General features: G+C 68.9%; 22 protein-coding genes. 8 read left to right on the top strand and 14 right to left on the bottom strand.

The features are described from left to right. Both ACYVIO_RS23120 and dapA read right to left on the bottom strand, forming a co-directional pair. Positions 1 to 1,695: a ribonuclease J gene (locus ACYVIO_RS23120; RefSeq protein ID WP_460652944.1), complete on the bottom strand. Its 1,695-nt coding sequence runs from the start codon at positions 1,693 to 1,695 to the stop codon at positions 1 to 3. Beyond that, a complete protein-coding gene (gene dapA, locus ACYVIO_RS23115; RefSeq protein WP_460652943.1) occupies positions 1,692 to 2,594 on the bottom strand; it encodes a 4-hydroxy-tetrahydrodipicolinate synthase in 903 nt (300 codons plus the stop codon). The genes ACYVIO_RS23120 and dapA overlap by 4 nt, the downstream gene beginning before the upstream one ends. 349 nt (positions 2,595 to 2,943) lie before the next feature. Here dapA and ACYVIO_RS23110 point away from each other — a divergent pair, with 349 nt between their 5' ends. Both ACYVIO_RS23110 and ACYVIO_RS23105 read left to right on the top strand, forming a co-directional pair. Further along, on the top strand, positions 2,944 to 4,128 hold the full coding sequence (locus ACYVIO_RS23110; protein WP_460652942.1) for a hypothetical protein: 1,185 nt from the start codon (positions 2,944 to 2,946) through the stop codon (positions 4,126 to 4,128). 190 nt (positions 4,129 to 4,318) lie between these two features. Continuing rightward, positions 4,319 to 4,852, top strand: a complete 534-nt coding sequence (locus tag ACYVIO_RS23105) for a hypothetical protein (protein WP_460652941.1) — start codon at positions 4,319 to 4,321, stop codon at positions 4,850 to 4,852. On the opposite strand, the gene ACYVIO_RS23100 is transcribed toward ACYVIO_RS23105, so the two are convergent. From ACYVIO_RS23100 to paaA, 7 genes are all read right to left on the bottom strand, one after another. Next, the gene (locus ACYVIO_RS23100; RefSeq protein ID WP_460652940.1) at positions 4,849 to 5,574 is read right to left on the bottom strand and encodes a leucine-rich repeat domain-containing protein; all 726 of its coding nucleotides are present in this window, start codon (positions 5,572 to 5,574) and stop codon (positions 4,849 to 4,851) included. The two genes, ACYVIO_RS23105 and ACYVIO_RS23100, sit on opposite strands and share 4 nt — an antisense overlap. Then, positions 5,571 to 6,377, bottom strand: coding sequence for a metal-dependent hydrolase (locus ACYVIO_RS23095; protein WP_460652939.1), 807 nt, complete (start codon positions 6,375 to 6,377; stop codon positions 5,571 to 5,573). Before ACYVIO_RS23095 ends, ACYVIO_RS23100 begins: the two co-directional genes overlap by 4 nt. Positions 6,378 to 6,453: 76 nt before the next feature. Then, positions 6,454 to 7,539, bottom strand: coding sequence for a 1,2-phenylacetyl-CoA epoxidase subunit PaaE (paaE, locus tag ACYVIO_RS23090; protein ID WP_460652938.1), 1,086 nt, complete (start codon positions 7,537 to 7,539; stop codon positions 6,454 to 6,456). After that, positions 7,540 to 8,019 carry a 1,2-phenylacetyl-CoA epoxidase subunit PaaD gene (gene paaD / locus ACYVIO_RS23085; RefSeq protein ID WP_460652937.1) on the bottom strand — a complete coding sequence of 160 codons (480 nt, stop codon included), beginning with the start codon at positions 8,017 to 8,019 and terminating at the stop codon, positions 7,540 to 7,542. Further along, positions 8,013 to 8,756 (bottom strand): 1,2-phenylacetyl-CoA epoxidase subunit PaaC, encoded by a 744-nt coding sequence (gene paaC / locus ACYVIO_RS23080; RefSeq protein ID WP_460652936.1) that lies wholly within the window; start codon positions 8,754 to 8,756, stop codon positions 8,013 to 8,015. Before paaC ends, paaD begins: the two co-directional genes overlap by 7 nt. Then, entirely contained in the window at positions 8,753 to 9,031 is a 279-nt protein-coding gene (gene paaB, locus ACYVIO_RS23075) for a 1,2-phenylacetyl-CoA epoxidase subunit PaaB (protein ID WP_184794187.1), read from the bottom strand. Before paaB ends, paaC begins: the two co-directional genes overlap by 4 nt. Beyond that, on the bottom strand, positions 9,028 to 9,951 hold the full coding sequence (gene paaA / locus ACYVIO_RS23070; protein ID WP_460652935.1) for a 1,2-phenylacetyl-CoA epoxidase subunit PaaA: 924 nt from the start codon (positions 9,949 to 9,951) through the stop codon (positions 9,028 to 9,030). The genes paaB and paaA overlap by 4 nt, the downstream gene beginning before the upstream one ends. A 201-nt stretch (positions 9,952 to 10,152) precedes the next feature. Between paaA and ACYVIO_RS23065 the strand changes: the two genes are divergently transcribed. Together ACYVIO_RS23065 and ACYVIO_RS23060 are read left to right on the top strand one after the other, a co-directional pair. Beyond that, positions 10,153 to 11,370 carry a DUF418 domain-containing protein gene (locus ACYVIO_RS23065; RefSeq protein WP_460652934.1) on the top strand — a complete coding sequence of 406 codons (1,218 nt, stop codon included), beginning with the start codon at positions 10,153 to 10,155 and terminating at the stop codon, positions 11,368 to 11,370. 146 nt (positions 11,371 to 11,516) lie between these two features. Beyond that, positions 11,517 to 12,125, top strand: a complete 609-nt coding sequence (locus ACYVIO_RS23060; protein WP_460652933.1) for a GNAT family N-acetyltransferase — start codon at positions 11,517 to 11,519, stop codon at positions 12,123 to 12,125. 32 nt (positions 12,126 to 12,157) lie between these two features. Here the strand turns inward: ACYVIO_RS23060 and ACYVIO_RS23055 are convergent, their stop codons facing one another. After that, positions 12,158 to 13,126, bottom strand: coding sequence for a GlxA family transcriptional regulator (locus ACYVIO_RS23055; RefSeq protein WP_460652932.1), 969 nt, complete (start codon positions 13,124 to 13,126; stop codon positions 12,158 to 12,160). A gap of 52 nt (positions 13,127 to 13,178) precedes the next feature. Here ACYVIO_RS23055 and ACYVIO_RS23050 point away from each other — a divergent pair, with 52 nt between their 5' ends. Beyond that, the gene (locus tag ACYVIO_RS23050) at positions 13,179 to 13,565 is read left to right on the top strand and encodes a cupin domain-containing protein (protein WP_460652931.1); all 387 of its coding nucleotides are present in this window, start codon (positions 13,179 to 13,181) and stop codon (positions 13,563 to 13,565) included. Here the strand turns inward: ACYVIO_RS23050 and ACYVIO_RS23045 are convergent. Continuing rightward, complete coding sequence (locus tag ACYVIO_RS23045; RefSeq protein ID WP_460652930.1) at positions 13,558 to 14,583, bottom strand: GlxA family transcriptional regulator; 1,026 nt, start codon at positions 14,581 to 14,583, stop codon at positions 13,558 to 13,560. The genes ACYVIO_RS23050 and ACYVIO_RS23045 overlap by 8 nt on opposite strands. 70 nt (positions 14,584 to 14,653) lie before the next feature. On the opposite strand from ACYVIO_RS23045, the gene ACYVIO_RS23040 reads away from it, so the two are divergent. Together ACYVIO_RS23040 and ACYVIO_RS23035 are read left to right on the top strand one after the other, a co-directional pair. Further along, complete coding sequence (locus ACYVIO_RS23040) at positions 14,654 to 15,790, top strand: NADP-dependent oxidoreductase (RefSeq protein ID WP_460652929.1); 1,137 nt, start codon at positions 14,654 to 14,656, stop codon at positions 15,788 to 15,790. Between the two features lie 34 nt (positions 15,791 to 15,824). Beyond that, on the top strand, positions 15,825 to 16,640 hold the full coding sequence (locus ACYVIO_RS23035) for an alpha/beta fold hydrolase (protein ID WP_460652928.1): 816 nt from the start codon (positions 15,825 to 15,827) through the stop codon (positions 16,638 to 16,640). Here the strand turns inward: ACYVIO_RS23035 and ACYVIO_RS23030 are convergent. Genes ACYVIO_RS23030 through ACYVIO_RS23020 form a run of 3 tightly spaced genes read right to left on the bottom strand, consistent with a single transcriptional unit; the run spans position 16,615 to position 18,478 of the window. Further along, positions 16,615 to 17,163, bottom strand: coding sequence for a DinB family protein (locus tag ACYVIO_RS23030; protein WP_460652927.1), 549 nt, complete (start codon positions 17,161 to 17,163; stop codon positions 16,615 to 16,617). The two genes, ACYVIO_RS23035 and ACYVIO_RS23030, sit on opposite strands and share 26 nt — an antisense overlap. Before the next feature lie 31 nt (positions 17,164 to 17,194). After that, positions 17,195 to 18,166, bottom strand: coding sequence for a VOC family protein (locus ACYVIO_RS23025; protein WP_460652926.1), 972 nt, complete (start codon positions 18,164 to 18,166; stop codon positions 17,195 to 17,197). 21 nt (positions 18,167 to 18,187) lie between these two features. Continuing rightward, positions 18,188 to 18,478, bottom strand: a complete 291-nt coding sequence (locus tag ACYVIO_RS23020) for a hypothetical protein (RefSeq protein WP_460652925.1) — start codon at positions 18,476 to 18,478, stop codon at positions 18,188 to 18,190. A gap of 55 nt (positions 18,479 to 18,533) precedes the next feature. On the opposite strand from ACYVIO_RS23020, the gene ACYVIO_RS23015 reads away from it, so the two are divergent. Next, a complete protein-coding gene (locus ACYVIO_RS23015; protein WP_460652924.1) occupies positions 18,534 to 19,160 on the top strand; it encodes a TetR/AcrR family transcriptional regulator in 627 nt (208 codons plus the stop codon). The last annotated feature ends 88 nt before the right edge of the window (positions 19,161 to 19,248 follow it).

The raw sequence follows: 19,248 nt of genomic DNA, 5'->3' as shown, positions 1-19,248 counted from the left end.
TTAGCTTTCCACGACAACCGGGATGATCATCGGGCGGCGACGGTGCGTGTCGCTGACCCACTTGCCGACCACGCGGCGGATGACCTGCTGCAACTGGTACATGTCGTCCACCCCGCTCCCGATCGCCTTCTCGATCTCCGCCTCGATCTTCGGCTTCAGATCGTCGAAGACGGTGTCGTCCTCGGCGAACCCACGCGCCTGGATCTCGGGTCCCGCGGTCAGTTTGCCGGTCACGGAGTCCATCACGGCGATCACCGAGATGAAACCCTCGTCCCCGAGGATCCGCCGGTCCTTCAGCGAGGTCTCGGTGATGTCGCCGACGGTCGACCCGTCGACGAACACGTACCCGCACTCCACCTTGCCCGCGACGACCGCCCGGCCCTCGACCAGGTCGACGACCACGCCGTCCTCGACGACCACGACGTTCTCGGCCGGTACGCCGGTCTGCCGCGCCAGCTCCGCGTTCGCGTGCAGGTGCCGGATCTCGCCGTGCACCGGCATCACGTTGCGCGGCTTGACGATGTTGTAGCAGTAGAGCAGCTCACCGGCCGACGCGTGACCGGACACGTGCACCAGCGCGTTGCCCTTGTGGATGACGTTCGCGCCGTGCCGGGTCAGGCCGTTGATCACCCGGTAGACCGAGTTCTCGTTGCCGGGGATCAGCGACGAGGCCAGTACGACGGTGTCGCCGGGCTGGATGTGCACGACGTGGTGGTCGTTGGCCGCGATCCGCGACAGCGCCGACATCGGCTCACCCTGCGAACCGGTCGAGACCAGCACGACCTGCTCCGGCGGGTAGTCGTCGAGCTCGCGCATGTCGATCAGGGTGTCGCCGGGCACCTTCAGGAAGCCCAGGTCCCGGGCGACCGCCATGTTGCGGACCATCGAGCGGCCGACGTACGCGACCTTCCGGCGGTGCTTGACCGCCGCGTCCATCACCTGCTGGACGCGGTGCACGTGGCTGGCGAAGCAGGCGACGATGATGCGCTGGTTCTTGGCGTTGGTGAAGACCCGGTCGAGCACCGGCGCGATGTCGCGCTCGTGGGTGGTGAACCCGGGCACCTCGGAGTTGGTCGAGTCGACGCAGAACAGGTCGACGCCCTCGTCACCGAGCCGGGCGAACGCGTTCAGGTCCGTGATCCGGTTGTCCAGCGGCAGCTGGTCCATCTTGAAGTCGCCGGTGTGCAGCACCAGGCCGGCCGGCGTCCGGATCGCCACCGCGAGCGCGTCCGGGATGGAGTGGTTGACCGCGACGAACTCGCACTCGAACGGCCCGAGCCGGACCGTCTCGCCCTCGGCGACGGTCTGCTGCGGCACGTTGCGGTGCCGGTGCTCCTTGAGCTTGCCGTCCAGCAGCGCCAGCGTCAGCTGCGAGCCGAGCACCGGGATGTCGCCGCGCTCGCGGAGCAGGTACGGCAGGCCGCCGATGTGGTCCTCGTGGCCGTGCGTCAGGACGACCGCCACGATGTCGTCCAAACGCTCCCGGATCGGCTGGAAGTCCGGGAGGATCAGGTCGACACCGGGCTGGTTCTCGTCCGGGAAGAGCACGCCGCAGTCCACGATCAGCAGCTTGCCGTCGTACTCGAAGACGGTCATGTTGCGACCGACCTCGCCGAGGCCGCCGAGCGGGATCACCCGCAGGGCGCCGGGGGCCAGTGGTGCCGGGGCGGACAGGTCGGGGTGGGGATGGCTCATGCAACCAGTCCTGACGTCTTGAGATCTGTGGTCAGCGCATCGGTCTGCGCGGGAGTCGCTTCGATCAGCGGAAGCCGTACGGCGGCGTGCTCGATCACACCGAGCAGCTTGAGCGCGGCCTTCACCATGATCGCGCCCTGGGTCCGGGTCATGATCGCCTCGACCGCGGGGATGAGCCGTCGGTCGATCTCGCGAGCGGTGACCAGGTCCTGCGCGACGACAGCGTCGATCAGCTGCCGGTACTGCGGGCTGGCGGCGTGCGCGACGACACTGGCGATGCCGACCGCGCCGATCGCCAGCCAGGCGAGGTTGAGCTCGTCGGCGCCGCAGTAATAGGCGAGGCCGGTGTTCGCGAGCACCTTGGTGGCCGCGGCGGCGTCGCCCTTGGCGTCCTTGACCGCGACGATCCGCGGGTGGTCGGCGAGCGCGATCAGCGTCTCGGTCTTCACCTCGACACCGGCCCGGCCGGGAATGTCGTACAGCAGGTTCGGCAGGCCGGTCGCGTCGGCGACGGCGGTGAAGTGGGCCTTCAGGCCTTCCTGCGGGGGCTTGTTGTAGTACGGCGTGACGACGAGCAGGCCGTGCGCACCGGCCGCTTCGGCGGCCTTGGCCAGTTCGATTGTGTGCGCGGTGTCGTTGGTCCCGACCCCCGCGATGACCTGGGCGCGGTCGCCGACGGCCTCGAGCACAGCGCGGACCAGCTGGTCCTTCTCCGCGTCGGAGGTGGTCGGCGCTTCACCGGTGGTGCCGTTGATGATCAGTGCGTCGTTGCCCTGGTCGACCAGGTACCCGGCGACCTTCTGCGCAGCGTCGAAATCGAGCGAACCGTCCGGCCGGAACGGAGTGATCATCGCGGTGGTCAGCCGGCCGAAGGGCGGCGACGTTGCTGCTGAGGACATGGGGGTCAGATTACCGCTCCGAGCGCCTCAGGAAATGAGTAGGCCTGGTGGCTGTCCGCTCGGGGGTCCGGGCAGCCACCAGGCTCACTCGTCCTATCGGGCCCGGCCCAGTAGTCGTTACAGCTTCCGGGCAAAAAATCAGAAAAAGTTTCTGCCGGTACTCGGTGTCACGGAATGACTACTTTCCGTCTACGGAGCAGGGGTTTTCGGCGGCACAGGCATGTCAGCGTCAGTTTTCTGCCATGCCGGATTCCGCCAGGGCCGATCCGGCGACGCACGGCCCGGCCGGTGCGACGCTGTGGCCAGTCCCCCTGGAGCCGGTCCGCCCGGCGACTTCCCGAGGAGTGTCATGAAGAAGTTCCTGATCTGGCCCGCGCTGGTCGCGACCGTCAGCCTGACCGCCGCGATGCTGTCGGTGCCCGCGGCCCAGGCCGCGCCGGTCGCCGCCCCGCAACCGGCCGCCGGTCTGACGATCGAGGCGGTGCGGGCGTACGTGACGCCGCAGGTGATGGACGCGGCCGAGGCGAGGGCCGACCAGCTCGGCATCGAACTGTCGCCGGTCCAGGCCGCGATCCTGGGGGCGATCAACCCTGCCGAGTACCAGTGCGGTCCGACGCCGTTCAGCAACTGGCTCAGCGCGCAGCTGACCGGCTGGACCTTCGACGACCTGCTGCCGCTGCTCGCCTCGATCCTCACCAACATCGCCGGGTACGCCAGCATGGTCGCGCCCGACCGGCACCCGACGTACGGGGTGCGCGGCGAGTACACCCAGAAGCTGACCAAGACCTTCAAGGACCTGCAGGGCTTCTGGGACATCGACTCCCGCAAGATCAAGATGGTGCCGATGCACAGCTCGGTCATGGGCAACAAGGCGGCGCTGGTGAAGACGTACCAGCAGCTGTACGGCGTCGACGCGGCCACGGCGGACCGGCTGTCGCAGCAGTACGTCGACTGGTACCGGAGCCTGGTCACGCGGTTCGGCCCGAGCCTGCCGGTGATCAGCGCGAACGCCTTCGCGTTCAGCCCCGCCAGTGAGACCGACCCGGCACTCAAGGCGCTGCCGCCGACGATCGTGATGGGCGACGGCGTACTGCAGGGCTTCGACTTCCTGCAGCTCGGCAAGGTGGCGCCGCAGGCGGTGCTCGCGCACGAGTACGGCCACCAGGTCCAGTTCGGCAACGGCCTCGACTACTCGACGCTCACCACCGCGGAACTGACCCGGCGGGTCGAGCTGCAGGCCGACGCGTTCAGCGGGTACTACCTGGCCCACGCGAAGGGCGCGAACCTCAACCGCAGGGAGATCCGCCAGTTCGGCCAGATGTCGTACAACATCGGGGACTGCGGCTTCGAGTCCGCCGGGCACCACGGCACGCCGAACCAGCGCCTGCACTCCAGCGAGTGGGGTGCCGACCTCGCCACCGACGCCCGCAACCATCGGCGCATCATCCCGAGCGCGAACTTCATCACCCGCTTCGACCTCGCTCTGCCGACGCTCGTCGCGCCCGACGCCCCGGCGCTGCCCGCCGCGGCCTGACCCTCGCCGGTGGCCGGCCCCTTTCCCGCGACGGCCACCCGCGAGCACACCGGCTCGTGGTGCGTCACCCCAAGGACGCACCACGAGCCGCCAGTGTTCTCCCCCACCGAGCTGCCCAGCTCGGCTACGCCGCCATCTGCCGGTACGTGTTCTCCCCGGCCGGAACCCGTCGAGCCGCTAGCGTTCTCCCGTGTCCAACCCGCTGAACGCAACTCCCCCTCCCGCGGCAGCCTCGCTGACGATGGTCGTCCGCACGATGCTGATGGCGATCCCGCTGATCACGCTGGCGCTGTACTTCGCGTTGGTGACGGACGGCGTGGGACCCTTCCCCGCGGTCTGGGCACCGCTGGTGCTGGTCGCCGCCGCGGTTGCGGCCTACTCACTGGCGGAGCTGATCGGCTTCCGCACTGTGCCGCTCGAGCACGGCGGGCAACCGGCAGACGTCCAGGCCGAGTCGTGGCGCCGGTTCACCTCGTCGACGTTCCTCCGCTTCGCGATCTGCGAGGCCGTCTTCCTGGTGTCGATCCCCGTGGCGTTCATCGTCGACAGCTTCTGGGTCGTCCTGATCGGCGCGGTCCTGGCCATCCCGCTGGTCGCGTACGAGGTCCTGCCCGGCCAGCGCAACCAGCAGCGTTTCGCGGCGTCCCTCGAAGCGCGCGGCGTACCGTCGTACCTGCTCGGCCGCCCGCAGGACCTCAGCCCTCGTCCGCAGGACAGGCCCTAAGCAGCAGTCCGGTAGACCAGGCAGCCGCGTCGCTCCAACGCGTGCACCCACTCCGGCACCACCGGAAGGTCCAGCCACCGCAGGTCGAGCTTCTCCAGCGCCGGGAACGTGTCCGGCCCGAGGTCAGGCAGCCAGGTGATCCGGTTGGCCCGCAGATCCAGGTGCCGCAGTCGCGGCAGCCGGCTGAAGGCCACGGGGAACTCCGTCAGCGCTGCACCGCGCAGACTCACCACCCGTAGCTCGACCAGCTGGTCGAAAGTCCCTGGCACTCCCGTCAGCGGGTTGCCATCAAGGTGCAGCTCCCGCAGCGCGGTCAGCTCGCCGAGCGACTCCGGCAGTGAGGTCAGCTGGTTGCCGTACAAGCGCAGCTCCACCAGCTCTCGCAACCGCCCGAGAGACTCTGGCAGCACAGCCAGGCCGTTATCGGTCGCCCCGAGGTAGCGCAGCGAACTCAACTCTCCCAGCGACTCGGGCAGCTCCTGTACGGCGAGGTCGCTGACGTAGAGGAACTCGAGACTGCCCAGCCGGCCCAGTGAGTCCGGCAGTGCGGCGAGCGGCTGATGGCTCAGGTCGAGGATCCGCAGTTCAGCAAAGGACCCGAGCCAGTCCGGCAACGCGGTCAGCTTGTTGTCGTGGAGGTACAGCTCGCGCAGGCCGGTGTGTTCCTGAAGCGGCGGCACCTCGGTCAACGCCTGACCGCCGAGGTTGATCGTGCGGTTCATCCGCCGGCGATCCAGACCGAGGTGGTGGACCAGATCCTCGCGGCGAGATCCGCGGCGATCGCGAGAGCACCGGGCAGGAGCAGCACGCTGCCGACGATGAGCGCAGGGGCGATCAGCAGGTTCTCGACCGGGCCGTTCGTACGGAAGCGCAGCAACTTCGGCAGGCGGATCTCGTACCAGGTCTCGCCGCGGATCGGCAGCGGCCACAGCCAAGGACAACCCGAGCGCGTCAGGCTGTCGCCGAGGCAGTGCACGAACATGCCGAGGGCAACGGCCACGCCGATCCAGCTGCCGATCCCGTCCAACCCACCGCGCAGCGCCTCGACCGCCGACGTACCAGGCAGCCAGCCGCCGATGATCGTCCAGCCGCCGGCCGCGATCACGACCAGCAGGACCCAGTCCCCCAGTACGTCGGCTGCGAGGATCAGCCCGAGCAACGCGATCGCGAGAACCGTGCGCCATCCACCGGCCGCACCTGCGCTCGACGTGGCGAAGCCGAGCAGGACGGCCGCGACGACCGTGTGGCTGAAGTGCCGGTGCTGACCGGTGCTGTCCTCGTCGCGCGGTCCCTTGGTCAGCGAGTACAGCAACGCCGAGAAGGCCCGGATCACGCTCGACACGAAGCCCGTCAACGGACCGAGCAACCGCGACGCGCTCGCGCCCGGGTGGTCGAGGTCAGGCAGCAGCGCGTACCCCGCGGTCGCGGCGGCGAACGGCACCACCTCGGCCACGGACGTCAGTCCCACCAACGGCGCGACGGCCAGCCCCGCGCACCAGCCGGACAACGCATGCGAACGCCCCATCACGGCGCCCCACCCCCATCTGTCGTGAGCCGCCGATTCTTTCAGCGGCCACCGACAGAACGGCGGATCGCAACGCTCAGGCGTCGAAGTCGAGTGTGACCTTCGCCGACGTCGGGTGCGACTGACAGGTGAGCACGTACCCGGCCCGGATCTCGTCCGGCTCGAGCGCCCAGTTCGTGTCCATCCGCACGGTGCCGTCGACAACCTTCGCGCGACACGTCCCGCAGACACCGCCCTTGCAGGCGAACGGCGCGTCCGACCGTACGGCGAGCGTCGCGTCGAGCACCGCCTTCGCGTGCTCACCCAGCGGGAACGTCGACCGTCGTCCGTCGAGGATGACCGTCACCTCGGCAGCGTCCTCGTCGACCAGGGTCTCTTCCACCCGCGCGACCGGCGCCTCGTCGCCGACGTGGAACAGCTCGGCGTGCACCTGCTCGCGCGCGACGCCCTGCTCCAGCAGCAGTTCCTGCGCGCCGACGACCATCGCGTACGGCCCGCAGAGGAACCACTCGTCGACGGTCTTCGCCGGGAGAATCGTGTCGAGCATCCGGCGCAACCGGTCGCTGTCGATCCGGCCGCTGAACAGCTCGACCTCGGTCGACTCGCGCGACAGGACGTGCACGAGATGCAGGCGTTCGGCGTACCGGTCCTTGAGGTCGGCGAGCTCGTCGGCGAACATCACCGAGCCTGCGGTGCGGTTGCCGTACAGCAGGGTGACGCGGCTCAGCGGCTCGACCTGCAGGATCGTCGCCACCAGAGACAGCACCGGCGTGATCCCGCTGCCCGCGGCGACGAACGCGTAGTGCTTGTCGTGCACCGCGTCGAGCGTCGTCCCGAACCGGCCGAGCGGCGTCATCACGTCGATGGTGTCGCCGGGCTTGAGATCGTTCGCGGCGTACGACGAGAAGTCGCCGCCCGGGATCTTCTTGACGCCGATCCGCAGCACGCCGGAGCCGGCCGGCGAGCAGATCGAGTAGCTGCGCCGGACGTCCTCGCCAGTACGCCGTACCGTCAGGTGCTGGCCGGCGGTGAACTCGTACTCGTTCGCCAGCGCGGCCGGGACGTCGAAGGTGATCGCGACCGAGTCGTCGGTGATCGCGTCGATCGCCTTGACGGTCAGCGGGTGGAAGGTCGCGCGGCGACGGGGCTGCACAGTGCTCATCTAGATCGCCTTGAAGTGATCGAAGGGCTCGCGGCAGGAGTTGCACCGCCACAGCGACTTGCAGGACGTGGACCCGAAGCGGCTCAGCTCGGACGTGTCCGGCGAGCCGCACAACGGGCAACGAATCGTCAGGGACACGCTGACCGGACCGCCGACCGCACGGGTCCCGGTCGGCGGCGCGATCCCGTACTCGGTCAGCTTCGCCTTGCCCGACTCGCTCATCCAGTCCGTCGTCCAGGCCGGCGACAGCACGGTCTCGACCCGGCCCTTGAGGTGCAGCGAGTCCAGCGTCAGCTCGACCTCGTGCCGGATCAGGTCCATCGCCGGACAGCCCGAGTACGTCGGGGTGATGGTCACCACGACCTCGTCGCCGTCGTGCCGGACGTCACGCAGTACGCCGAGGTCGGCGATCGTCAGCACCGGCACCTCCGGATCGGCGACCTCGCCGACGGCGTCCCAGATCGCGGTGTCGGTCACCATGTCGCCCCCGGGTGCGAACGCGCGACGTGCTGCAGCTCGGCGAGCAGGTAGCCCAGGTGCTCGGTGTGCTTGCCGTCGCGACCACCGGAGTGCTGGTACGACGAGGTCGGCCGCTCGCAGGTCGACTCGTCGATGACGGCGTTGACCCGGCGTACCCACTCCTCCTCGAGCGCCGACGCGTCGACGGCCACGCCCGGCAGCCGCCGTACGAGGTCGTCGGTCTCGAACAGCTCGGCCGTGTAGGGCCAGAGTGCGTCGAGCCCGGCCTGCATCCGGCGGTGGCTCTCCTCGGTCCCGTCGCCGAGCCGCAGAACCCACTGGGTCGCGTGGTCGACGTGGTACGCGACCTCCTTGACCGCCTTGCCTGCGACGCCGGCGAGCGTCTCGTCGGTCGACTCGACCAGCTTTGAGTACAGGAGGTGCTGGTACGTCGCGAAGTACAGCAGCCGCGCCATCGCGTGCCCGAAGTCGCCGTTCGGGAGCTCGCAGAGCTGCAGGTTGAGGAAGTCGCGCTCGTCACGGAAGTAGGCGAGGTCGTCCTCGCTCCGGCCCGCGCCCTCCACCTGCCCGGCGTACTGGAGCAGCGAGCGGGCCTGGCCGAGCTGGTCGAGCCCGATGTTGCCAAGGGCAACGTCTTCCTCGAGCTGCGGCGCGGCCGCGATCCACTCGGCGGTGCGCTGCGCCGCGATCAGCGCGTCGTCGCCGAGCCTCAGCGCATAGCTGAAGAGGTCGCTCACAGGTGATCGACGCCTTCCGGGACGGTGTAGAACGTCGGGTGCCGATAGACCTTGTCACCTGCCGGGTCGAAGAACTCGTCCTTCTCGTCCGGGCTGGAAGCGGTGATGTCGGCGGCAGGCACGACCCAGATCGAGACACCCTCCTGCCGGCGGGTGTAGACGTCGCGCGCGTTGCGCAGGGCCATCGTCGCGTCGGGCGCGTGCAGGCTGCCGACGTGCGTGTGCGACAGGCCGCGGCGCGACCGGACGAAGACCTCCCAGAGCGGCTCGATCATGCGGCGTTCTCCTTCTGTGCTTTCTTTTCCGCGTACGCCGCTGCAGCCTCGCGGACCCAGGCACCGTCCTCGTGCGCCTTGACCCGGTGAGCCTGGCGTTCCTTGTTGCAGGGACCGTTGCCCTTGACCACCTCGTAGAGCTCGGCGAAGTCCGGCTCGGTGAAGCTGTAGTGGCCGGTCTCCTCATCGAGGGTCAGCCCGTCGTCCGGCACGCGCAGCCCCAGTACGTCGGCCTGCGGAACGGTCATGTCGACGAACCGCTGCCGCAGCTCGTCGTTGCTGTGCCGCTTGATCCCCCAGGCCATCGACTGCTCCGAGTGCGTCGAGCTGGCGTCCGGCGGGCCGAACATCATCAGGCTCGGCCACCACCAGCGGTCCAGCGCGTCCTGGGCCATCGCCTTCTGGCCCGGCGTGCCGTTGCACAGCGTGTGCAGGATCTCGAAGCCCTGCCGCTGGTGGAACGACTCCTCCTTGCAGACCCGGACCATCGCCCGCGCGTACGGCCCGTACGAGCAGCGGCACAGCGGGACCTGGTTGACGATCGCGGCGCCGTCGACCAGCCAGCCGATCGCGCCGATGTCGGCCCAGGTCAGCGTCGGGTAGTTGAAGATGCTGGAGTACTTCTGCTTGCCGCTGTGCAGCAGGTCGAGCAGGTCGGCCCGGTCAACGCCGAGAGTCTCGGCGGCGGCGTACAGGTAGAGCCCGTGGCCGGCCTCGTCCTGGACCTTGGCCATCAGGATCGCCTTGCGGCGCAGCGAGGGCGCGCGGCTGATCCAGTTGCCCTCCGGCTGCATGCCGATGATCTCGGAGTGCGCGTGCTGGGCGATCTGCCGGATCAGGGTCTTGCGGTACCCCTCCGGCATCGCGTCCCGCGGCTCGATCCGGCCGTCGGCGTCGATGGTGGCCTGGAAGCTGTCCATGCTCGTCAGCATAGCCCAGTTGTGACACTTCATGGCCATTCTGGACGGAAAGTGTCACAAGAGCGGACGAGGTGGTGGTAGCACCACCTCAACAGGGGGCTCAGGCCGCTGGGAGCGGCCGGTCGGCGGCGGCAGGATTCAGGTAACAGTTCAAAGCCTGCACAGTTTCCCGCTTGAATACTTATGGAAGGACGTTCCGCCGTGGCACACACAGCGACTCCCCCGGCCGTCGATCACCGCGGCCCCGTCACCGGGCGGGAACGCGCTCTCGCCCCCGACCTGATCCGTGGCGCGATGCTGCTGCTGATCGCCCTGGCCAACGCCGCCAACTTCGGCTTCGCCGGAGCGCCTGGCGTGAACGGCACCCCGCACGGTCTCGAGCGGATCCTCAACCTTCTCAAGCTGACGCTCGTCGACGCCCGGGCCTACCCGGTCTTCGGCGTGATGTTCGGGTACGGGCTGGTCCAGCTCGCCCGGCGGCAGCGGAACTCCGGCGCTTCGGTGGGCGTCGTGCGTTCGATCCTGCTGAAGCGGCACCTGTGGATGATCGTCTTCGGTGTGGTCCATGCGACCTTGCTGTACTTCGGCGACTTCCTCGGCGCGTACGGCATCATCGGCATCGCCTGCACCCTGCTGCTGCTCAACCGCGGCGACAAGTTCCACCGGATCATCCTGGGCGTCTGGGCGCTGCAGCTGGTGTACGCCGTGGTTGTCGGCGTACTGGCTCTGATGGCCGCGTTGAACTCCACCGGACCGGCCGTGACGATCACCAACAGCCCGAACCCGTCGCTGGCCGCTGACAGCTGGGGCTCGGCCCTGGTCGACCGGCTGCACGAGTACCCGGCGCACACCGCCTTCGTCACCGGCCTGATCGTCGTCGTCTGGCTGGGCATGTGGGCCGCTCGCCGCCAGATCCTGGAGCACCCGGAAGCCCACAAGACCCTGCTGACCCGCGTCGCCGCCGTTTGCCTCAGCATCACGGTCCTCGGCGGCCTGCCGCTCGGCCTGGTCGGCGCCGGCTGGCTGCACGTCGACCACGACGCCCTGAGCAGCTTCGAGTTCCTGGCCCAGATCAGCGGGCAGTTCGGTGGACCTGGGTACGTCGCCCTGTTCGGCCTGATCGTCGCCAAGCTCCTGAAGACCCGCCGCGCCGACCAGCTCGGCACCCCGCTCACCGCGATCTCCGCCCTCGGCCAGCGCTCGATGAGCGGCTACCTCTTCCAGTCGATCTGCTGGACGATCCTGCTGGCGCCGTACGGCCTGCACCTCGGCGAACGCTTCGGCAACCCCGCCTTCACCGCCGCCGCCTCCGCACTCGTCGTCTGGACCATCTCGGTCATCGCCGCCTACCTCATGAAGCAACGCTCCTACCGAGGCCCCGCCGAAACCCTCCTCCGCCGCCTGGTCTACGGCCGCTAGCCCTCAACCAACCGGACGATCCACCGCCTCCCATCCGACCAACGCCCGCCGGCCCCTCCGCCGGCGGGCGTTCGCCATGCCCTCCCACCAACCTCCAGGGGCACCTCCCCTCTTCTCCTCCAAAAGTGCTTTGGGAGGATAGAGAGATGAGCAGCGAGTTCGGCGTACCGGAGCCTGAGAGCCTGGCAGCAATGCACGGAGATTCGCCGATCGCGGAGACCAGCGTGCGACTCGCCCTCCCCGCCGAGGCCAACGCGATCGGCGAGGTCCAGGTAGCAGCCTGGCGTCGCGCGTACGACGGCCTCCTGCCGCCCGACGTACTGCTGGACCTCAACCCAGCCCAGTTCGCCGCCCAATGGCGCGCTGCCCTCCTCTCCCCAGGAGAGGCCCGCAACCGAGTGCTGGTCGCCCTCGACGGCCGCGACCTCGTCGGCTTCGCCGCGATCACGCCCTCCGACGACCCCGACGGCGACGTCCGCCACGACGCCCTGATCGCCGAACTAGCGGTGAACCCCGAAGCCACCCGCGCCGGCCACGGCTCCCGCCTGCTCAACGCGGTCGTCGACACCGCCCAAGCCGACGGCTTCACCCGCGTCACCGTCTGGGTCAACGCCACCGACGACGTCCTCCGCGCCTTCTACACCGAGTCCGGCTGGGCCCCCGACGGCGCCCACCGCGAACTCGACCTGTACGGCGACGCCTCGGTCCGCATCAAGCAGATCCGCCTCCACGCCGCCCCCGGCACCGACGACTGACCTGCCCCAAAGCCAGGCCCGCCCACTGGAAATCAAGCGAGAGTGAAGCGGCGTCTGTACGTCGTGGGGGTCAGGCCTGTGGTGCGTTTGAGCTGAAGGCGGAGGTTGGTGGCCGTGCCCAGGCCCGAGTGACGGGCGATGCGGGCCAGGCCTGGTTCGCCGCGTTCGAGGAGGCGGCAGGCCAGGGCTACTCGTTCGGTGGTGAGCCAGGCGAGTGGGGTGGTGCCCAGTTCGGACTGGAAGCGGCGGTGGAGGGTGGCGGGGCTTACTGCCGCTTGATCGGCCAGGTCGGTGACGGTCAGGGGATCCGCGAGGTGTGACCGAGCCCAGGCGAGCAGCGGCGCCAAGGACGTGTCGGCGACCGCGGGGACGGGCTGGTCGATGAACTGGCGCTGGCCGCCGTCGCGGTGGGCGGTGAAGACGAGGCGCCGACTGACGGCGTTCGCGATCTCGGCGCCGTGATCGGTGCGGATCAGGTGCAGCCCGAGGTCGAGCGCCGCCGCGCTACCGGCCGCCGTGTAGACGTTGCTGTCGGCAACGAAGAGCACGTCGGGCTGGAGATCGACGGCAGGAAACATCCGCTCGAACGACGCCGCCCACCGCCAGTGCGTCGTCGCCCGCCGACCGTCCAGTACGCCCGCCGCCGCCAGCGTGAACGCCCCGGTGCAGAAGCTGACCAGCCGAGCGCCGCGCGCGGCAGCACGTCGTACGGCGTCGATCACTGCAGGCGAGACAGGTTCCTCGGGGTCCGGACGGTTCGGGACGATCACTGTGTCGGCGGTGTCGACCTCGCTCAGATCGCCAACACCGCTCAACGTGAAGAACCCCAGATGCATCGGCACCTCAGGCGCCGGCGTGCAGAGCGCCAGTTCGTACCACGGAACGTCGAGCTCAGGCCGTCGCAGCCCGAACAACTCGGTCGCCACTCCAAGCTCGAACGGATTGGATCCCGCGTCGACGATCACCACGACCCGGTGGCCTTGCGAGGATTCTTTCGGCACATGCCATTTCTAGCACTCACCGGGCAGCCATCGCACCGATGAAGCTGAAGACATGAACGAACCTGTCGATCTGCACGCCGTCCTGAAGACCTTCGACGAACTCTGGAGCCCGCGGATCGCGGCCCGGCTGAACGACTACGACGTTCGGGTGACGAAGGTGGCCGGCTCCTACATCTGGCACCTGCACGAGACCACCGACGAGCTGTTCCTGGTCCTCGACGGCGAGCTCGGGATCGCGATCCGCGATCCCGACGAGCGGTCCGTAACGCTCTCGCCCGGCTCGGTCTTCGTCGTCCCGCGGGGCGTCGAGCACCGCCCGTTCTCGGACGGCGGCGCGTCAATCGTGGTGATCGAGCCGGCAGGCATTCCGACCACCGGCGACCGCCACGAGCCGATCCCCGAGCACATCCAGACGCACACGGGAATCCCACTCACGTAGAAACAACGGGGCTGTACGTCGAGCCGCTCGCTCCCGCCAGCCCGCGATCGGCTTCGCTGCGGAACATCCGCCGGTACGTCGTCGGCGAGACACCAGCGGTCTCGCGAAGCTGCTGGCGCAGGTTGGTCCCCGTGCCCAGCCCGGCGCGGTGAGCGATCTGGTCGACGGTCAGCTCGGTGTCCTCCAACAACTGGCGGGCATAGTCGAGCCGCTGCATGGCCAGCCAGTTGCCAGGGCTCACCCCGGTCTCAGCGCGAAACCGACGGGTGAACGTGCGCACACTCATCCGCGCGTGCGCGGCAAGCTCGACCAGGCTGAGCGGCCGACCGAGCTGCTCGACCGCCCACGCGCGGGTGTTCGCCGTACCGCCGTCTCGGGCGGGTGGGATCGGGCGGCGAACGTACTGCGCCTGGCCACCATCACGACGAGGCGGTACGACGCACGCCCGGGCGACCGCGCTCGCGACGGCGCTGCCGTGGTCGCGGCGGACGACATGGAGGCACAGGTCGATCCCGGCAGCCGCGCCGGCGGAGGTCAGGACGTCGCCGTCGTCGATGTAGAGCACCAAAGGATCAACCGCGACCGCGGGGAACAGTTGCTGCAGCTGCTCGGCCTCCGCCCAGTGAGTCGCAGCGGGTCGCCCGTCGAGGAGGCCCGCGGCGGCGAGGACGAACGCTCCCGTGCAGATCGCCAGCAATCGGGTCCCGGGCCGGATCTGCCCGAGCGCACGTCGTACGGCGTCGTCGAGCTGGCCGGCGGAGTCGAGGATCTCCTGGAGCTGGTGCGAGGGCGGGATCACGACGGAGTCGGCGGTGGCGAGCACCGAAGCGTCGTACTGGACGGTGATCGCGTAGCCGTCCGACGTCTCGACCGGAGCTCCGTCGACCGTGCAGGTGAGCACCTCGTAAAGAGGCTCCTCCCCCACGAAGGCGCCGCCGAAGATGCGCGCCGGGATGGCGAGCTCGAACGGGACGATGCCGGGCAGTGCGAGAACGGCGACGCGGTGTCGGACAGACATGGCCCGATAGTTTCACATGATGTCCATCAGGCCAGTGGGCACGCGAGCGACGCCGGGAAAGACTCGGCACATGACGAACGAGAAGACGATGCGGGCTGTGGTCGCGAAGAGCGCCGGTGGACCTGAGGTGCTGCAACTGGAGGACGTCCGGCGGCCGACCCCAGGGCTGACCGAGATCCTGGTCCGGGTGCACGCGGCTGGGATCAACCCGACGGACTGGAAGGGCCGCGCCGAGGGTGGGCACGGGGACGCGCCGGTGATTCTGGGGTACGACGTCGCCGGCGTGGTCGAGGAGGTCGGCTTCGGTGTGACCTGGTTGCGGGTCGGCGACGAGGTGCTGGGGATGCCGAAGTTCCCGGTGCTGCCGGGGGCGTACGCCGAGTACGTCGTTGCCCCGTCGCGGCAGTTCGTTCGCAAGCCCGAGGCGCTGAGCTTCGAGCAGGCCGCGGGTCTGCCGCTCGCGGCGCTGACCGCTTGGCAGGGGTTGGTGGAGACCGGGGGTCTGCAGTCGGGGCAGCGGGTGCTGATCCATGCGGCGGCGGGCGGGGTGGGGCATCTGGCGGTGCAGATCGCGAAGAGCTTCGGTGCGTACGTCATCGGTACGGCGAGTGCGGCCAAGCACGAGTTCGTCCGGTCACTCGGGGCCGACGACGTGATCGACTACCGCACCGAGGATTTCGTGGAAGTACTGCGCGGACAGGCGAACGAGTCAGGTGGCAACTACTTGGACGCGACGGGGCGGACCGGCACAACCGAGCCGTCGCGGGCGACGGGGCGGACCGGCGCAAGCGAGCTGTCGCGGGCGACAGGGCGGACCGGCACAACCGAGCCGTCGCGGGCGACGGGGCGGGCCGGCGCAGGCGAGCCGTCGCGGGCGGGCGCGGTCGATCTGGTGTTCGATCCGATCGCGGGTGACACCGGGCGGCGTTCGCTCGACGTACTGAAGGATGGTGGATCGTACGTCTCGATCCTGCCCGTCGACGAGGCGACCGCGCAGGAGGGCCGGCGGCGTGGGATCCGTGCCGAGTTCACGCTGGTCGAGCCCGACCGGCTCGCACTGACGGCGATCACCGATCTCGTTGCCCAAGGCAAGCTCCGCGTCGAGCTCGACTCGGTCTTCCCACTCGCCGAGGCTGCTGAAGCCCATCGCCGAGGCGAGACCAACCAGGCCACCGGCAAGATCGTGCTGACCGTGGCCCCGAACTGATCCCCACGAACCTCCCCGCCCTGACAATGGACCCGTGACCTGGACCCCGCCGGAGACCCACGAACTCACCGTCGACAACCGAACCATCCAGTACTGCCTGTACGGCGACCCCGACGGCACCCCGGTCGTCTCCCTGCACGGCACCCCAGGCACCCGCTGGGAGCGACCGGATGTAGTTGCCGCGATCAACGCCGCGGGCCTGCGCGTCCTCCTGCCCGGCCGCCCCGGCTACGGCTCGACGCGCCGGCCCGGGCGGTCGGTCGCCGACCTCGCGTACGACGTACGAGCACTGGCCGACGCCGAGGGTTGGACCAAGTTCGCCGTCACCGGCTTCTCGGGCGGCGCTCCCCACGCGCTGGCCTGCGCCGCGTTGCTCCCCGACCGGGTGACGCGATGCAGCACCGTCGCCGGCATCGGCCCACTCGACGTACTCGACGGACTCGACCTGGACTGGACCGAAGACGCCCGCCAAGGCGAGGACCACCTCCGCCAACACCTCACCCACCGAGGCACCGAACTCCTCGCCTCCCTGGGCGACCCCGGCGCCGGAGCAGACGACGGCGGCCGAAGCATCCGCCTCCACGCAAGCCTCGTCGACGGCCTCGACGGCTGGATCGACGACTACCTCGCCTTCATCCGCCCCTGGGGCTTCGACGTCCGCGCAATCCAAGCCCCGGTGTCGGTCTGGTACGGATCGCACGACGACAACAGCTCCATCGACCACACGAACTGGCTGCTGACCAACATCCCCGGCGCAGAAGGACACGAGTACATCGGCGGACACGACCCCTCGGACGCCGTACAACGCGCGATCTTCGAAGAACTCAACGAGCGCGATAAAGATCTCTGAGCAACGAGATCTCAGCACCGTGGTGGATCGTCTCGCGGTTGATGTGCGTGATCAGCCCGAGCATCGAGTCCCCGGCGTACGGCCCGCCCTTGACGCCGAGCGGCCGAGCAAGCCCTTCCTCGTCCAACGAGCGGATCCCGTCGTGCCACCGCGCATACCAGTGATCGAGAAACGCCAACCCCTCACCAGCAGTCAACGGCAACTCACCCGGCATCTGCCGACGATCGAACATGTCCGCATCCGCCGGAGTGGTCCCGTCGTTGAAGAACGTGTTCGCCCGGATCGCGAAGCACCCGACCGCGACGTGCACCAAGCGCCAGGCGATCGTCGTCACCGGCGGCGGCTCCGGAGCTGGGTCTGCGATGTCGAAGACCACCTGCCCATCAGCAGAACGCCGTACAGACCAGCTCGGCTGCGCCGGCTCCCACAGGTACTCCTCGTCGCTCAAACCCTCGAGCCGAGGCCGCAGGTGCACGTCCCAGTAGAACTCCAGCTGCCCGATCAGTAGCTCACCAGCTCCCATCCCCCGACCCTAGAACCCACCACCGACAGAACTACTCCCCCGTCATGCACAGGCAGAACGGATGCCCCGCCGGATCGGCGTACACCGGACAGCCACCGCCCTGCGGCGGCACCTTGGAAGCGCCCAACCGCAAGGCCAACTGCTCCCGCTCCACCCGATCGTCGGAGAACACATCGAGGTGCAGCTGCGACGGATACGAAGGATCCGGCCACCGAGGCGCCTGGTAGTCCTCGACCCGCTGCAGCGCGATCATCGGCAGCCGGCCGTCCGACCGGGCGATCACGATCCGATCAGCCGTCTCCTCGACCCGCTCCGGCATCTCCAGCAGCCCCGCCCAGAAGTCCGCCAGCACCAAGGGATCCGGGCAGTCGATCACCACCCGCATCAACTCCCGAGACTCACCGGGATAAAGGCAGAACGGATGCCCAGCCGGATCGGCGTACACGCGAAAACCACCCGAGTCCCGAAGCTTCGTCGCACCATGAGCCAGTACGTCGGCCTCGGCCACCTCCAGATCAGCAACCGACACATCGAGATGCAGCTGCTGCGGGTACGCCGGATCAGGCCACCGCGGCGCAACCCCGAACCCGTCCCCGAAGCTGAGCGGCGCCTCGACCAGCCGCTCCCAGAACCCCCGCACCTCCTCCCGCTGCGAGTCGGAACACCCGATGCAGATCCCGAACCGCCAGTCCCGCAGCTCCGCCGCAACATCCAGCCCGAAGAACCCCTCCGCATCCAGCAGCACCGTCGCGAACGCCTCGCCACCGTCCCCCTCGACCCGGAAGCGAACCATCTCGTCATGGACCTTCCACCCTTCGCCGAGGCGGCGACCTGAGCCGGCCGCCGCCTCCATGCGAGAGGCCCAGACGTCCCGCATCCACGGACCCGGCTCCCAGCCCGCAAGCCGCGACGACCGCGCGGCAGCAACGGCCTCGACGTCGTCCCGCTCCAGCGCCTCCACCACACGCCGCGCCCGCTCCACCAGCTCAGTCGAGTTGTCCATGACGAACAACTCAACCAGGCCTTACCGCTCGTCCACCAGGTCGTACCGCTCGACCTGAGCATCCCGTACGACGGCGAACGCCGCCTGAGCCTCAGGCAACCCAGGCGCCGACGCGGCAACCTTGTCCAGCGCCTCACCCGACTCCCACCGCCACACATCCAGCCAGGTCTCCTCGTCGACCCGCGCCAATCGGGTGTCGGTCAACCCGTCGGTCGTCCGTCGTACAGCCTCGATCAGGGCAGCCCGCCGGACCAGCATCTCGTCGGCCTGAGCGGCGTCCACCGTCAGCCGGGTCAGTCGCAGCACACTCATCGCAAACTCCTTGTAGTTGAACTCTAGTGATTGACTCTAGAGATAGACTACAAACATGAGCCAGGTCAAGAAGGTCGACGGCAGAGCCGAGAAGTCGCGCCTCACCCGCGCGAAGGTGCTGGACGCGGCCGCCGAACTGTTCGTCCGCGACGGGTACGGTGCGACCGCGCTGCAGGACATCGCCGCGGCCGCCGGCGTCGCCGTCCAGACGATCTACTACGGCTTCGGCAACAAGCAGACGGTGCTCAAGCAGGTCGTCGACCGCTCGATCGCCGGCGACGACGAGCCGGTCGCGACCATGGACCGGCCGTGGTTCCAGCAAGCTCAAGCCGCGAAGACCGCCGACCAGCACCTGCGTGCCCACGTCGACGGCACCACAGAGGTGCTGGCCAGAGTCGCCCCGATCATGAAAATGCTCGAGGCAGCCGCCGCCTCGGACGCCAACATCGCCGGCCTCTGGCCCAACAGCGATCCCCGCCTCACCGTCCAGACCGAGGCGGCGCAAAGCCTGCTCACCAAACGCGGAGCCCGAAAGGACGTCAGCACCGAGCACGCCACCGACATCCTGTACGCCGTACTCAGCACCGAGCTCTACCTGCTGCTCGTCACCAACCGGGGCTGGACGAGCGAGCACTTCGCCGACTGGGCGTACGACGTACTGAAGCCGCAGCTCTGCACCTAGCAGACGACGATCCGCCGCCGGACCGGGGGTGGTGTTCGACGGCGGACGGCTGACGTGACAGATTGCGACGGTCCCGTCACGTTTGGAC

The sequence above is a fragment of the Kribbella endophytica genome, assembly GCF_054781295.1.
Note: the sequence above shows the minus strand (reverse complement) of the source record. Positions and strands in the feature narration are given on the sequence as shown.

Excerpts from the sequence above, each read along its gene's own strand:
- ACYVIO_RS23120 (WP_460652944.1), bottom strand. The coding sequence starts at position 1,695 with ATGAGCCATCCCCACCCCGACCTGTCCGCCCCGGCACCACTGGCCCCC.
- dapA (WP_460652943.1), bottom strand. The coding sequence starts at position 2,594 with ATGTCCTCAGCAGCAACGTCGCCGCCCTTCGGCCGGCTGACCACCGCG.
- ACYVIO_RS23110 (WP_460652942.1), top strand. The coding sequence starts at position 2,944 with ATGAAGAAGTTCCTGATCTGGCCCGCGCTGGTCGCGACCGTCAGCCTG.
- ACYVIO_RS23100 (WP_460652940.1), bottom strand. The coding sequence starts at position 5,574 with ATGAACCGCACGATCAACCTCGGCGGTCAGGCGTTGACCGAGGTGCCG.
- ACYVIO_RS23095 (WP_460652939.1), bottom strand. The coding sequence starts at position 6,377 with ATGGGGCGTTCGCATGCGTTGTCCGGCTGGTGCGCGGGGCTGGCCGTC.
- paaE (WP_460652938.1), bottom strand. The coding sequence starts at position 7,539 with ATGAGCACTGTGCAGCCCCGTCGCCGCGCGACCTTCCACCCGCTGACC.
- paaD (WP_460652937.1), bottom strand. The coding sequence starts at position 8,019 with ATGGTGACCGACACCGCGATCTGGGACGCCGTCGGCGAGGTCGCCGAT.
- paaB (WP_184794187.1), bottom strand. The coding sequence starts at position 9,031 with ATGATCGAGCCGCTCTGGGAGGTCTTCGTCCGGTCGCGCCGCGGCCTG.
- paaA (WP_460652935.1), bottom strand. The coding sequence starts at position 9,951 with ATGGACAGCTTCCAGGCCACCATCGACGCCGACGGCCGGATCGAGCCG.
- ACYVIO_RS23060 (WP_460652933.1), top strand. The coding sequence starts at position 11,517 with ATGAGCAGCGAGTTCGGCGTACCGGAGCCTGAGAGCCTGGCAGCAATG.
- ACYVIO_RS23050 (WP_460652931.1), top strand. The coding sequence starts at position 13,179 with ATGAACGAACCTGTCGATCTGCACGCCGTCCTGAAGACCTTCGACGAA.
- ACYVIO_RS23045 (WP_460652930.1), bottom strand. The coding sequence starts at position 14,583 with ATGTCTGTCCGACACCGCGTCGCCGTTCTCGCACTGCCCGGCATCGTC.
- ACYVIO_RS23040 (WP_460652929.1), top strand. The coding sequence starts at position 14,654 with ATGACGAACGAGAAGACGATGCGGGCTGTGGTCGCGAAGAGCGCCGGT.
- ACYVIO_RS23030 (WP_460652927.1), bottom strand. The coding sequence starts at position 17,163 with ATGGGAGCTGGTGAGCTACTGATCGGGCAGCTGGAGTTCTACTGGGAC.
- ACYVIO_RS23025 (WP_460652926.1), bottom strand. The coding sequence starts at position 18,166 with ATGGACAACTCGACTGAGCTGGTGGAGCGGGCGCGGCGTGTGGTGGAG.
- ACYVIO_RS23020 (WP_460652925.1), bottom strand. The coding sequence starts at position 18,478 with ATGAGTGTGCTGCGACTGACCCGGCTGACGGTGGACGCCGCTCAGGCC.
- ACYVIO_RS23015 (WP_460652924.1), top strand. The coding sequence starts at position 18,534 with ATGAGCCAGGTCAAGAAGGTCGACGGCAGAGCCGAGAAGTCGCGCCTC.